We start from the raw sequence: 14,272 nt of genomic DNA, 5'->3' as shown, positions 1-14,272 counted from the left end.
GACATTTATTTAACTAAATATGAGCAAAGATCAATACGTTATAGGGGTTGATTATGGATCGGATTCTGTGCGTTCAGTAATTATCAACGCAAACAATGGAGCAGAACTGGCTTCATCCGTTTTCTATTACCCCCGCTGGCAGAAAGGGTTATTCTGCAATCCTGCAAAAAATCAGTTCAGACAACATCCCTTAGACTATATTGAAGGTCTAGAACAAAGCATAAAAGACTGTATCCTTAAAGCCGGTGGCGATAGCATCGCTGCTGCTATAAAAGCAATTGCAGTGGATACCACCGGTTCTTCACCAGTGGCGGTAAATCAAGCAGGTACACCGCTTGCCCTTTTACCTGAATTTGAGCAAAATCCTAATGCGATGTTTGTGCTATGGAAAGACCATACTTCTGTAAAGGAAGCCATGCAAATCAACAACCATGCGGCAAAATATGACATCAACTATCTTAAATATTGTGGTGGCATCTATTCGTCAGAATGGTTCTGGGCTAAGTTATTGCACATTTTACGTGCTGATGTAGCCGTAAAGGAGGCTTGTTATTCCTGGGTAGAGCATTGCGACTGGGTACCGTTCCTACTTACTGGAGGAAACGACATTTCGGAAATGAAAAGAAGTCGTTGTGCAGCCGGACACAAAGCCCTTTGGGCTGAAGAGTTTGGCGGTTTGCCCCCAAATGAATTCTTTACGGCATTAGATCCAATCTTGGATGGTTTTACAGACCGTTTGTTTAAAGATACGTTCACTTCTGATGTATCCGCCGGAAACCTCAGTACAGAATGGGCCGAACGTTTAGGCTTAAATACAGATGTCGTGGTAGGTGTTGGCGCCTTTGATGCACATATGGGTGCTGTTGGTGGCCAAATTGAACCTTATCATTTAAGCAAAGTGATGGGTACTTCTACCTGCGATATTTTAGTGGTGCCACAAGCCGATATGGAGGGTAAACTCATCAAGGGGATTTGTGGACAAGTGAATGGTTCTGTGATCCCGGGAATGCCTGGTCTTGAAGCCGGACAATCGGCCTTTGGCGATGTATATGCCTGGTTTAAAGAAGTGCTGGCCTGGCCAATAAAAAACTTATTAAGGAATTCGGCACTGCTAGATAGCCATACGGCTGCTGCATTGGAAAAAGAACTTTTAGATCAGCTTATTCCGGAACTGAGTAAGCAAGCTGCTTTGCTGCCAAGAACAGAGGAGGATGAACTGGCGATTGACTGGTTAAATGGAAGAAGAACCCCTGATGCCAATCAGGAATTGAAGGGTGCGCTCAGCAACCTTGATTTAGCTTCTGATGCCCCTCGCGTATTTAGAGCATTGGTAGAGGCGACTTGCTTTGGCGCTAAAAATATTGTCGACCGTTTTATAGCCGAAGGTATTCCGGTAAAAGGTATCATCGGTATTGGCGGTGTAGCTAAAAAATCACCTTTCGTAATGCAAACTATGGCGAATGTATTGAATATGCCGATCCGTATCCATCAGTTTGAACATACTTGTGCTTTAGGTGCAGCCATGTTTGCGGCCGTTGTAGCAGGCATTTATCCGAACGTTGAAGCCGCGATGCTGGGTATGGGTAGTGGTTTCGACAAAGAATATACCCCAGAAGCAGAAACCATCGCTTATTATGAAGCCCGCTTTTTACAATATAAAACGCTTGGCGGATTTATCGAAGCTAGTACTATAAAATAATCACCATGAACAACTATCAGGAAATTAAAGAAAAAGCGTACCTGGCAAATATGCAACTCCCTAAACTAGGGCTGGTACTTTTCACCTTTGGTAATGCCAGCGCGGCAGATAGAGCTGCGGGTGTATTTGCCATAAAACCGAGCGGTGTACCTTATGAAGAACTCTCGCCAGAGAAAATGGTGATTGTAGACTTTGATGGGAATACCGTTGAAGGAACACTTCGCCCCTCATCTGATACAAAAACACATGCAGTATTGTATAAGCATTGGGAAGAGATTGGCGGGATTGTACACACGCATTCTACTTATGGAACGGCATGGGCGCAATCGCAAAGGGCAATTCCGATTTATGGAACCACGCATGCGGATCACCTAACGGTCGACATTCCCTGCGCCCCTCCTATGCAGGATGACATGATCACTGGAAACTATGAATACGAAACCGGATTCCAGATCATGAACCATTTAAAAGCGGCTGGACTAAGCTACAAAGAGGTAGAAATGATCCTCGTTGGCAACCATGCGCCTTTTACCTGGGCAAAAACAGCTGAAAAAGCGGTATACAATAGTGCGGTAGTAGAAGAACTGGCAAGAATGGCCTTTCTTACTGAACAAATACGCAAAGACGTACCCAAATTAAAAGATTCATTAATTAAAAAGCATTATGAAAGAAAACATGGTGCTGATTCTTATTACGGACAATAACAGAATAATTAGATAATTACATTTAATATGATCAATTTAAAAAATTTAGAGGTATGGTTCATCACCGGAACTCAGCACCTTTATGGTGAAGAAACCTTAAAACAAGTAGCATCACATGCACAACAGGTGGCGGCATCATTAGATGCGGCGCAGGCTATCCATGTCCGCATTGTGTATAAGCCAATTGTAAAAACAGCGGACGAAATCTTCGAAACACTTCAGCAGGCCAACATTAGTGCCAATTGTATCGGTGTAATTACCTGGATGCATACTTTTTCTCCGGCCAAGATGTGGATCAGGGGATTAAATATCCTTCAGAAACCACTATTGCACCTACATACACAGTTTAACCGCGATATTCCATGGGATACCATTGATATGGATTTCATGAACCTGAACCAAAGTGCGCATGGAGACCGTGAATTTGGATTTATGGTGACCAGAATGCGTAAAGACCGTAAGGTAGTTGTTGGGCATTGGCAGGATGAAGAGGTAGTACAAGAAATTGACACATGGACACGTGCCGCTGCCGGATGGCATGACTGGCAGGGTGCCAAATTCGCTCGTTTTGGAGATAACATGCGTTATGTAGCAGTTACGGACGGCGATAAAGTTGAAGCTGAACTTAAATTCGGTTTTGAAGTAAATACCTATGGTATAGGAGATCTGGTTGCGATAATCAACAGTATCCCAGAAACAGCTATTCAGGAATTGCTGACAGAATATGAAGCTACCTATACGATGACAGCAGACCTTCTTCGTGGTGGAGACAGACATGCTTCAGTGTATGAAGCTGCAAAAATAGAGCTTGGTTTAAAGAAATTCCTGGAAGATGGAGGATTCAAAGGCTTCAGTGATACTTTTGAAGATCTGCATGGTATGGTACAGTTACCGGGCATCGCAGCACAACGTTTGATGGCTGCAGGCTATGGCTTTGCTGGAGAGGGTGACTGGAAAACCACAGCCTTAGTAAGAGCCTGTAAAGTAATGGGTGCCGGACTTCCAGGTGCTAACGCTTTCATGGAAGATTATACTTATCATTTCGATCCTGCTAATTCAATGGTGTTGGGTTCGCACATGCTTGAAGTAGATGCTTCACTTGCCAATGGCAAAGCGCGCCTTGAAGTACATCCACTTGGAATTGGTGGTAAGGCAGATCCCGCCAGGCTTATATTTAACGTAGCCGGTGGCGACGCACTCAATGCCTCTATTATTGATATGGGTAACCGCTTCCGTTTACTGGTTAATGAAGTTAAAGCCGTTGAGCCTGAACATCAACTTCCAAATCTACCTGTAGCACAGGTATTATGGAAACCACTTCCTGATATGAAAACCGGATGTGCAGCCTGGATTTACGCAGGTGGTGCGCACCATACGGCGTACAGTCAGAACCTAACGACAGCGCATCTTTTGGATTTCGCCAATATTGCAGGTATCGAATATGTAAATATCGGTGCTGATACTAAAATCAATCAGTTCAGAAATGAGCTACAATGGAACGAAGTCTTTTATAAGTAAATAACCAAATGACCTACTATGAACAATAGTCTAGTAACTACAGATTATGTAGTTTTCATCATCTACTTTTTAGTCGTATCCGGCTATGGGTATTACATTTACCGCCAGCGCAAAAAGGACGAGCATGACGCCAAGGCCTTCTTTCTAGCCGAAGGTACTTTAACCTGGTGGGCCATTGGGGCCTCACTCATCGCTTCTAATATCTCTGCCGAACAATTTATCGGCATGAGTGGTGAAGGATTTTTCCTTGGTATTGCAGTAGCCGCTTATGAATGGATCGCTGCGATCGCATTGATCATTGTTGCTGTATGGTTCATCCCCGTATATCTTAAAAATAAGATCTACACCATGCCACAGTTCCTCAAAACCAGGTATAATGAATCTGTCGCTTTGATTATGGCCATATTCTGGTTGTTTTTATATGTATTCGTAAACCTGACCTCCATACTTTATTTAGGTGCTGTTGCCATTAACGGATTAACCGGTGGCGATTATCTGCACGTCATTATGATTGGACTTGCCGTTTTTGCCCTGATTATTTCGCTGGGTGGAATGAAGGTAGTTGCCTATACAGACGTAATTCAAGTAGGTGTTTTAATTTTCGGCGGACTGGTGACCACCTATATTGCCTTAACTGTAGTGGGACAAAAATTTGGTGTAGGTGCCAATGCCATCGCGGGTTTTAATGTTTTAATGGAGCAGGCTCCGGAGCATTTTAAGATGATCATTCCGAAGCCAACAGCTGAATCTACACAAAATGAAATCAGCAAATACCTTACTTTCCCCGGGCTGGCCTCCTATGTTGCCGGTATCTGGATCATCAATCTGAACTATTGGGGCTGTAACCAGTACATCACACAACGTGCTTTAGGCGCCGACCTGCAAACTGCCAGAACAGGTATTTTATTTGCGGGCTTTTTAAAGCTCCTGATGCCTTTAATTGTAATGCTACCCGGTATCGCAGCCTATGTTTTGTATAAAGGTGGACATTTACCACAACTGATTGGCGGTAAAGATGGTGCTTACTCAGCGGTACTGACCTTTTTACCGACGGGCCTTAAAGGTTTATCTGTAGCAGCACTTACCGCGGCGATTGTAGCTTCACTGGCTGGCAAAGTAAATAGTATCTCTACAATCTTTACACTAGACATCTATTCGAAGTACTTTAAGAAAGGTACAGAACAAAAGAACCTGGTTTTTGTAGGTAGGACAACCGTATTTGTAGGAATGATCCTAGCGGTGTTGTTTACTTGGAACGACCTTTTAGGCATCGGCGGAGAAGGTGGTTTCACCTTTATTCAAAAATATACAGGCTTTATCAGTCCGGGTGTTTTTGCGATGTTCATCCTAGGTATGTTCTGGAAAAGAACTACAGGTGCAGCAGCTATCGCAGGTGTTTTATCTGGTTTCCTTTTGTCTGTTTTCTTTAACGAGATGGCGCCGGGTTTATTAGGAAACGATACGCTATTATATACTGCCTATCCTAATGGCAAGGGTGGCTTTGAGATTCCTTTCCACATCTGTATGGGACTCTCCTTCTTCTTTACCATGGCGATCATGATTGTCATGAGTTTGGCAGGACCTAAAGTTAATCCTAAAGCTTTCGAACTGGATAAAGCGATGTTCAAAGTTGCTCCATCTACGATGGCATTAATAGTGGTTACGCTGTTGATCATTGCAGCGCTGTATGTGAAGTTCTGGTAAGCAGATTATACATCAATTAGAACGGGGATTTGTTTATCACAAATCCCCGTTCTAATTACATAGTAATTACCCATTTACAAGAGAATACATTAATTTTAATTGCCCAATAGCTCAGCCAATTTATGATCAATATCTTCTTCATTGCCAGATTTCACTAATATCTTACCTTCTTTATCCAGCAATACATAAAGCGGTATCGTACCATGTTTATACTTACTTACTACCCTTGCCGGCATGTTTTTTACTGGAAATTCATCAATGGTCTGTATCCATGGCATTTTTTCTACATCCATAGCTTTGACCCAGTCATTCCATCTGCTGTCGTTCGTTACACTCACAATCTCAAAACCTTTACCTTTATATTTTGCGTATACCTCTTTCCAATGCGGGATGGCCTCCCTGCAGGGTTTGCACCAGCTCGCCCAGAAATCGATCATCACATATTTACCTCTGGTGGATGAAAGCGTGAATTTTGTACTGTCCCTTTGCAGCAAAGTAAAATCTTCCGCAAAATTACCGGGCAATACAGCCCTTCTTTCAGCAATTTCTTTTTGAAGATTATTGAAATAGAGCGTTTTTTTTGCCTCACCAGTAAATTTCGCCATCAATTGTTCCAGATCGTTAAGTGGCATATCCGAATTAAACATATAATGCGTGCTGAGCATATAGACGCCTGCAACAGATGAAGGTTTTTTAGCAATAAAGGGTCGGATGTAATCCAATTGCCGTGAAAATACCTCATCTCTTTTTTTGCTGCCCTTCGTCTTGTTTTCGTAATCTTCGTAATCAGCATGACTTACAGATCCGCCTACTTTAACCTGCTGGAGCGTGGCACCTTTTTTATCCCCATATTTGGTATAATCATAATGCGTTGAGCCTGCGGTATCAATGCTAATGTTAACAGGGACATTTTCCAGAAAAACCCGCGTTCCCCAGTTGCCAGGGGTAAAAGAAAGCCCCATAAGTTCCGGAGTATTCAATTTTCCGGTCATTGTGAACTTACCGTTCTTAACTTTTGCGGTATTGAGTTTTTTGTTTGTCCTGGTCCGGAAATCATAGCTTGTAAGTTCCACCTCACCATCGGCAATTCCTTTTACAGTGCCTGTTAGCTTATAGCCAGCCGATTTAGTTTGCGCAATCCCACTAACTGTTTGTGCAAACAACAGCGCAACAAGAGTTAAATATCTTATGTTCATTAGGTTAGTTATTAAATATTTCTTCGAGTTTCTTGTTCAGGATTTCACCTCTTAAATCTTTTGCAATAATTTTTCCCTGCGGATCAACCAGTAATGTACTTGGGATGCCCATAATTCCGTAATAAGTAGACACTTCATTTTTCCAACCTTTCAGATCTGAAAGCTGTGTCCATGGCATTCCGTCATCTTTTATTGCTTTTTTCCAATTATCGCCCTTGTCATCAAGAGAAACGCCGACAACGGTGAAGTTCTGATCTTTGTATTTATTGTACGCTTTCAATACATTCGGGTTCTCTGCCCGACATGGCCCACACCAGCTTGCCCAGAAATCGATCAGTACGTACTTCCCTTTAAATGCTGCAAAGTTAACTGGTTTTCCTTCTGTATCATTTTGTGTAAAATTTAACATCGGGGTTCCAATTGCGCTCCGTTTTAGTATCACAAGACGTTCATTCAAACGTTTTCCTTCCGGGGTTGCTTTTATGTTTTTACCCAGCTGATCATATATAGCCTGTATATCTTTGTATTCACCCATTCCTGCACGGTCTGTAACTAAACTTAAGCTAAACGGACTTTCAGGATGTGATGCAATATAGTTATTGGCTACAACACGTTTTTGTTTCCTGATATCGGCAAGCTTTTGCTCCAGTTGCAACTGCTCTTCTTTACTAACCTTACCATATTTCTGGTATAAGGGCATTTCCTGAGATGAAAATGGCTCCAGCAACTTGTCATAAGTGTCTGCCTCCGTTTGTATTTTTGAGCCGCTTAATCTAATCTTGTCGAGCGAATCGGCACTCCCGTTCATTTCGATATTTCCAGGCTCAACAAAGACCCATACCGCTCTTTTGGGGAACATGATGGTGATTTTTTGTGGGTTGGGCATAGGGGCAGTCCAGGTAAATTTATCACCTGTTACTTTCACATTACTAGTTTTAGGTTCATTACCATCGTAATAATGAAAATTCAGTTCAGCATCGCCCAGTCCTTTAATGTTTCCATTGACCCGGACCTGCTGACCTAAAGCTGTACCAGCCATGCAGAACATCGCGGCAGCAGTTAAAATTTTAAGTGATTTCATAGTTTTTTATTGATTTACTAGTTAAAAATTTCAGCCAGTTTCTTATCCATAGCTTCGTCATTTTCGCCACCTCCACCATAGCGGCCGATGATCATTCCATTTTTATCTACGAGGATTTTGGTTGGTAGCGAATGAATGGCATAAGGTTCAGTAATGTCGTTCGTTTTATCATATCCCGTGGCAGTTCTTTTCAATCCTCTCAGAACGTGTTTCCACACACCGATCTTGTCCTGTGCAACGGCCTTTTTCCAGGCTTCATTGTTACTGTCGTCATCAGATACACCAATAATTTCCAAACCTTTGTCTTTATATTTACTGTACAACGACAACAAATGTGGGTTTCCTTTACGACAAGGTACACACCAGCTGGCCCAGAAATCGAGCAATACATATTTTTCACCTTTAAAATCTGCCAGACTTAATGGCTGTCCGTTGATGTCCGTTGAACTAAATACCGAGGCCGAACTTCCGGGCGATCCACCTTCCAGGCTCTTGACCTCATCTGCAATTTTTTTTCCATAGCTGCTTTGCTTTATACGGTCTGATAGTTTTGCATAAAGCAGCTTTGATTCAGCAAGTGGTAGCGAAGATACCTTCCAACTTAAGGCATAGGCTGAATAATCTGAATCAGGATGAGTCCTGATATATTCCATGTCGATTTTATCCATTTCCTCCCTTAAAGGATCCATCTTATCCTTTTCTACATTCGCAGCTTCCTTCAGCACTTCCAGTTCACCTTCAGGCTTTCCGGCTTTCCTTGCAGCTATATATGCCATGTTGGCTTTGTCATAGGCAGCCGACAAAACACGCATTTGCTCTAGCTGTGATTTTTTACGAAGGTTCAGTACAACCAATTCATCATGGGTTTTAGAACCAGTTAATTTTAGGTTTTTGAAATCACCAGCAGTTAACGACATGCTCAGTTTTCCGGGCTCGATAAAAAAGGTAGCCATATTGGGATCGTCGAAACCTTGGCTTTTTACAGCTCCCATAATATAAGCCATAACCGGATCGGCCACTTTACCTTTGAATTCAAATTTCCCATTCTGAATCGCGGTGCTGTCCTGGACATATCCTCCATCTGCAGTAGGGTATGACAATTTTAAAATTCCAGTACTTTGTCCTTTAATTTTGCCCTGCAACGTAAATGAGCCATCCTGCGCCATTACCTGATGAATACCGGCAAGCAATAACAATGTCAATAAATAATTTTTCATCTGTATAAATTTGTTTTCAATCGTATATATCCTGGTCAAATCAGTGCGGCACCCTATCGGGGCACCGCACTATGCAATGGTATATTAGTTTGCGCTGTATCCGGTATTTTGATCTCCAAATTGCGGATTGTAAATAAATTCGCTCTTTGGAACAGGAATGATATACTGAATCTGGCTGGTAATTGTGGGTTTTAACTGCATCACAGTGACTAACGGGAAACGCAATAATGCCATCCATTCGCTGCCATCCTCTCCCACCATACTTTTTGAGGTTTCTTTATATAGCTCCAATAATAGTGCATCAGGAGTATTTGCAGCCTCGACAGCTAAATAATGGAAATTATTGGAAACTGCAGTGATTCCCGCCTTTTCCTGTATCTGATGGATCAGTGTTTTTGCTGTGCCCAGGCTTCCTCCCGATCTTATTATAGCTTCCGCTTTCAGTAAGTAAACTTCCGTCAGCCGCATGGCATAATCTGTTTCAGTCAATGCCGAAGGAGTAGAACCTTGTGCATTATATTTATTGAAATAGAAGGTATTTGGCGAATATTGTGAATAAGCACTTGCCGTACCAATCACCCAGCTTCCCCTAGGATCATTGGCATAAAGATCTTTTAAAGCCGATTTGGCCACATAAAGAGATGAAGCACCGGGATAGTATTGCCTGGTTTTGGAATACGGATCGCTAGACTGAAGCGCCTGGGGCTTAATTCCTAAAATCACTTCCTTACTTGACAAACCAATGGTATGAAACAGGTTTTGCTGACTGGCTTCCAATACATAAGGGCTGTTCTGCATGATGTTATCTGCAAGAGCTATTACCTCAGTATAATTTCCGGTTCCTGCCCGGCTCATCAATACACGCATTTTCAACAACATTGCCGCCCATTTGGTTGCATAATGGTTTGGATTGCTTACCGGACCATTAGCGATCACTTCATTTAAATCAGCAATGATGAAATCATAGCTTTCCTTAACGGTGCTGCGCTTTTTAGTGATATTAGTCAATGTTGAGAGCTCATCCCTCAATAAAACTCCCTGCGCACTGCCAATCTTGTACCATTCTCCATAGTAACTCAACAGTTTGAAGTGTGAATAAGCACGAATGAATTTCGCTTCTGCAATTATTTCTTTTTTTCTGTTGCCTGTGAACTTATTATCTGCAAGCTCATTAACTCCTTTGATCACACCATTAGTACTATTCAGTGCTTTGTAAGATTCATCCCAATAACTACCAGCCGCACCTTCAGTCATATTTTCCTCAGAAGCGCTCGCACCAAAACCGTAGCCTAAATAGCCTGCAAATTGTGCTGGAAGAATCTGGTGTTGCTGCCAGCCGGTTTTGATATTCGTTGCATTAGCAAAATTGTAATAAGCACCATTCAAAGCAATCTGTGATGTGGCCTGGTCTAAAATGGTATTTCCTTCAACTTTGGCATTTTTAGGTGGTGCACTAAGTTCTTTTTTACAGCCGTAGGCCCCAATGAGCATGATACCAACTGTCAGAAATTTATATAATGTTTTCATGTCCTTTGTTATAATTAAATTCTATTCCCCTATACTATAAACCTACCCGGATTCCCAGGCTGAACTGTCTAACGTATGGATAACCTCCTGAATCACTATATCCGCCAATCAGACTGTACGGATCATTACTTGTCTCAGGATCTACACCCGGATAGTTCGTGATGGTGAACAGGTTAGTTGCGGAAACGTATGCAGATATTCCATTCAGTTTCCATTTGCTCGTCAGGCTTTTTGGAAACTGATAGGCAATGGTTACCGATTTTAGCTTGATGAACGAAGCGTCATATACATTGTTACTGGCAGCGTAAGCGTAAGAGCCCTGGCCCTGAATCAGGCGTGGCCTTGTAGCATCAGTATTTTCCGGAGTCCAGCGGTCAAGAATTCTAACACCTTTGTTTGTCCTTTTTGCCATATCCTGGTTCTGTACATCTGCCAGGTAATAAATGTCGCCACCATAAGAGAAAGTTGCCAGTGTGGTCAAACTGAAATCTTTATAGCTCATCCTGTTGGTATAACCCCCGTAAAATTTAGGTTCTGCCTTTCCAATGATATCGTCCGCAAAATAACGGAGTCCAGGACCAAAAGCATCAGGGTCCAATATATAACTAGGATCACCGATGCCGAGGTATGGATAACTGCCGGCAAGTACATTTCCTACTTTATAAGCATCCACTTCGGCCTGTGTTTTAAGGATTTTATCGAACACCCTTCCGTACAGCAGACCTACCGGTTCTCCCACTTTCAGCACTGTATTTCCAAATTGATAGATGCCCGGATTGTTTGGATCGTCAACTTGGTTAGAAATTGCAAGTACTTTGGAACGGTTGCCGGACACATTAATACTACCCGACCATTGGAAATTTTTTCCTCTGATAATATCTCCACTTAATTCAATTTCCAGTCCGCGGTTACGAATGTTGGCAATATTTGAAGTCACCTGATTAAAACCGGAACTTCCCGCTACTGTGGTGGGGAACAAAACGCCACTGGTGTTTTTTTCATAATAACCTACACCTCCGCGAAGACGGGAATTAAAAAAAGAAAAATCTATACCTCCATCTTTTTGCAAGGTAGACTCCCACTTAAGCCGTTCATTACCAAGCTGCGAGGGAGAAAGCCCGTTTAATCCGGCATATGACACAGGTGAATAAAGTGTATAGAACAGATTATTACCGATGTTCTGAGTACCTGTATACCCGGCACTCGCTCTAAGTTTGATCTCACTTATCCATTTCACATTCTTTAAAAAATTCTCCTGCGAAATCCTCCAGGCCACACCTCCCGAAGGGAAATAACCTACACGGTTAGCTATGGGAAATTTTGAAGAAGCATCCGATCTCCCCGTAAATGTAAACACATATTTATCCATCAGGCTATAATTCGCTCTCATGTAAAAACTCAATAATGAATTCTGATCTGATGTACCCGTTGAAGGTAAAGTTACAGCCGCTGAAGACAGGTTATTTAAATATTCATCATCGGGAAAGCCCTGTCCGCTTGCAGAAAAAGCATTTCCTTTGGTAATCTGCCAATCTGTACCGGCAACGACATTCAAACGGTGATTTTCATTGAATTCTTTATTCCAGGTTATTGTATTCTGGATGAAGGTATTTACCTGTTCAGCCTGTGCCTGTGTAGCGGTACCATTACCCGAGCTTCCTGTTCCATTTGGTGTGGCTATTGCCACAGTACTCGGAATATAGTTGTTCTGACGGTAATTATTGTAATTTACGGAAACTGAGCTTCTAAAGGTGAGGTCTTTTATGATATCATATTCACCTGTCAGACTACCAATTAGGAAAAAGTTGTTAGACTTATTAATTCCTTTTGTAAGTAAAAGCGGGTTTTGAAATCCTTCATACGCATAGGCACCGAGTGATGCAGGATCAATAATTTTAATACTGCCGTCTGCATTGTATGGATCTACAGTAGGAGGTGCAAATATAGCCTGTGTATATAGTCCGTTGGTGATGTTATTGGTACTGAAGCCATAATCCAGATTGGTATTGAAACGTAGTTTGCTGGTGATGTCATTATCCAGACTTACCTTTCCTGCAATACGCTTGAAATCTGTTCCTAGTACCGTTCCTTCTGAACTGTTGTAGCTAAGTGAGGTATAATAACGCGAACCAGCACCACCACCCCTCACAGAAAGGTCTGCATTTTGAGTGATCCCAGTACGGGTCACCAGGTCAAGCCAGTCCGTATTTGCTGTTCCAAAATAACCTGGATCAGTAAGTATCTGTGTAGCCAGCGCATTTGGTGCAAGCACCGGAATTTTGGCTGCACGTGCATCATTCAGGTTTTTAGCAGCCTCTTTGACAATCATGATATATTGGTCTCTGTTCAATACCTTTTCGTTCTCCGCCAGGCTTACTCCTGTGTAATAATTTGCTTCAAAGACTGGCTTCTGGTTCATTTTACCTTTCTTGGTGGTAATGATCACTACCCCATTTGCCGCTCTTGAACCATATATAGCTGTAGCGGAAGCATCTTTAAGGATGTCTATTGTTTCAATATCATTGATATTCAGTCCACCCAAACTATTCAATCCGCGGGCAAAAGAACCTGCCACCGAAAAATTCGGGTCGTCATTCCCACCTCTTTCCACCGGGCTCACAATATCAGACGCACCTTGCTGGTAACGATTCTGAACTTGTATCTGCACTCCGTCGATAATGTATAATGGGTCATTCCCCCCCATCAGGGAGGTCCCGCCCCTGATCCTGATCTTAGCCACACCACCAGGGGAGCCATCAGCCTGCACCACTTGTACCCCGGCAGCCTTACCGCTCAGTGCCTGATCAAAGGTGGCAAAAGGTACATCCCTTACTTCAGAGATATTTACTGATGCAACAGAACCTGTTAAATCCTTTCTTTTGGTTGTTCCATAACCTACCACAACGGTTTCCTCCAGCTTGTTCTGGCCGAATTGCATAACAATAAGCATACTAGGGCGAACAGGCAACTCTAGTGTTACATAGCCAACGTAAGAAAAAACAAGCACAGAATTATCTGGAACTGTAGTGGTAAAAAAACCTTGTTCATTACTAACAACGGGTCTTCCGGAGTTGTTTTTTAATTTGATGCTCACTCCCGCCATGGGCTTCCCGTTTTCATCCACAACACGACCGCGAACATCAATAGCAGAAAAAACATTCTTGAGTTTATCCAGAAAGGAAGATTCTTTTTTGGACACTACAACAGAGTTTTTAGCTACGGAATAATCAAAGGGCTGTCCTTCAAAAACCTGTTCCAATACCACTTTCAGATCTGCGTTCTTCACCTGTATAGTAACAGGTTTTGCATTTTTTAAATTGGTAGTAGTAAACAGAAAGTCGTACCCGCTTTGAGTTCTGATTTTATCAAGAACATATTTAATGGGCGCATTATTTTCAGATAGCGTGATTTTTTGCGCATAGCTTCCCGCACTTACCTGCAGGATAACTGTGATTAAGAGTAAAGTGGTTAGGTTAACTCGCATAATCCATTTTCTTTTTCCCGTTTCACTTACTGGCCCCATGGCCCGGCACATCATCAACTGGATTTTGGAAATACAGCCCAAAAGCTGTATCAACCTTTTTGTGTAAAAATTGTACATTTGCTTAGCATGGTTTAGAAACGAC

9 protein-coding genes are annotated in these 14,272 nt (G+C 42.3%); 4 read left to right on the top strand and 5 right to left on the bottom strand.

Annotation, left to right across the window (positions count from 1 at the left end; translation table 11 throughout):
* Positions 1 to 19 precede the first annotated feature (19 nt).
* The 4 genes from FBD94_RS05705 to FBD94_RS05690 are packed head-to-tail and all read left to right on the top strand — an operon-like array spanning position 20 to position 5,625.
* The gene (locus tag FBD94_RS05705; protein ID WP_136879435.1) at positions 20 to 1,699 is read left to right on the top strand and encodes a ribulokinase; all 1,680 of its coding nucleotides are present in this window, start codon (positions 20 to 22) and stop codon (positions 1,697 to 1,699) included.
* 5 nt (positions 1,700 to 1,704) lie between these two features.
* Positions 1,705 to 2,403, top strand: a complete 699-nt coding sequence (locus tag FBD94_RS05700) for an L-ribulose-5-phosphate 4-epimerase (RefSeq protein WP_131606390.1) — start codon at positions 1,705 to 1,707, stop codon at positions 2,401 to 2,403.
* Between the two features lie 27 nt (positions 2,404 to 2,430).
* Positions 2,431 to 3,921, top strand: coding sequence for an L-arabinose isomerase (gene araA / locus FBD94_RS05695; protein WP_136879434.1), 1,491 nt, complete (start codon positions 2,431 to 2,433; stop codon positions 3,919 to 3,921).
* 18 nt (positions 3,922 to 3,939) lie between these two features.
* A complete protein-coding gene (locus FBD94_RS05690; RefSeq protein WP_131606394.1) occupies positions 3,940 to 5,625 on the top strand; it encodes a sodium/sugar symporter in 1,686 nt (561 codons plus the stop codon).
* A gap of 95 nt (positions 5,626 to 5,720) precedes the next feature.
* On the opposite strand, the gene FBD94_RS05685 is transcribed toward FBD94_RS05690, so the two are convergent.
* From FBD94_RS05685 to FBD94_RS05665, 5 genes are all read right to left on the bottom strand, one after another.
* Positions 5,721 to 6,821, bottom strand: coding sequence for a TlpA disulfide reductase family protein (locus FBD94_RS05685; RefSeq protein ID WP_136879433.1), 1,101 nt, complete (start codon positions 6,819 to 6,821; stop codon positions 5,721 to 5,723).
* A gap of 4 nt (positions 6,822 to 6,825) precedes the next feature.
* Positions 6,826 to 7,902, bottom strand: coding sequence for a TlpA disulfide reductase family protein (locus tag FBD94_RS05680; RefSeq protein WP_131606398.1), 1,077 nt, complete (start codon positions 7,900 to 7,902; stop codon positions 6,826 to 6,828).
* A 17-nt stretch (positions 7,903 to 7,919) separates the two neighbouring features.
* Positions 7,920 to 9,119 (bottom strand): TlpA disulfide reductase family protein, encoded by a 1,200-nt coding sequence (locus tag FBD94_RS05675; RefSeq protein WP_136879432.1) that lies wholly within the window; start codon positions 9,117 to 9,119, stop codon positions 7,920 to 7,922.
* Between the two features lie 84 nt (positions 9,120 to 9,203).
* Positions 9,204 to 10,646 (bottom strand): RagB/SusD family nutrient uptake outer membrane protein, encoded by a 1,443-nt coding sequence (locus FBD94_RS05670; protein WP_131606402.1) that lies wholly within the window; start codon positions 10,644 to 10,646, stop codon positions 9,204 to 9,206.
* Positions 10,647 to 10,680: 34 nt separating this feature from the next.
* The gene (locus tag FBD94_RS05665; protein ID WP_136879431.1) at positions 10,681 to 14,247 is read right to left on the bottom strand and encodes a TonB-dependent receptor; all 3,567 of its coding nucleotides are present in this window, start codon (positions 14,245 to 14,247) and stop codon (positions 10,681 to 10,683) included.
* Positions 14,248 to 14,272 lie beyond the last annotated feature (25 nt).

This window comes from Pedobacter hiemivivus, assembly GCF_005144565.1.
In the GTDB taxonomy this organism is placed as follows: domain Bacteria; phylum Bacteroidota; class Bacteroidia; order Sphingobacteriales; family Sphingobacteriaceae; genus Pedobacter; species Pedobacter hiemivivus.
The sequence above is the reverse complement of the archived record's forward strand: the minus strand, read 5'-3'. Positions and strand labels throughout refer to the sequence as shown.

Bases quoted from the DNA above. Each gene is read 5' to 3' on its own strand.
- FBD94_RS05705 (WP_136879435.1), top strand. From the start codon at position 20: ATGAGCAAAGATCAATACGTTATAGGGGTTGATTATGGATCGGATTCT.
- FBD94_RS05700 (WP_131606390.1), top strand. From the start codon at position 1,705: ATGAACAACTATCAGGAAATTAAAGAAAAAGCGTACCTGGCAAATATG.
- araA (WP_136879434.1), top strand. From the start codon at position 2,431: ATGATCAATTTAAAAAATTTAGAGGTATGGTTCATCACCGGAACTCAG.
- FBD94_RS05690 (WP_131606394.1), top strand. From the start codon at position 3,940: ATGAACAATAGTCTAGTAACTACAGATTATGTAGTTTTCATCATCTAC.
- FBD94_RS05685 (WP_136879433.1), bottom strand. From the start codon at position 6,821: ATGAACATAAGATATTTAACTCTTGTTGCGCTGTTGTTTGCACAAACA.
- FBD94_RS05680 (WP_131606398.1), bottom strand. From the start codon at position 7,902: ATGAAATCACTTAAAATTTTAACTGCTGCCGCGATGTTCTGCATGGCT.
- FBD94_RS05675 (WP_136879432.1), bottom strand. From the start codon at position 9,119: ATGAAAAATTATTTATTGACATTGTTATTGCTTGCCGGTATTCATCAG.
- FBD94_RS05670 (WP_131606402.1), bottom strand. From the start codon at position 10,646: ATGAAAACATTATATAAATTTCTGACAGTTGGTATCATGCTCATTGGG.
- FBD94_RS05665 (WP_136879431.1), bottom strand. From the start codon at position 14,247: ATGTACAATTTTTACACAAAAAGGTTGATACAGCTTTTGGGCTGTATT.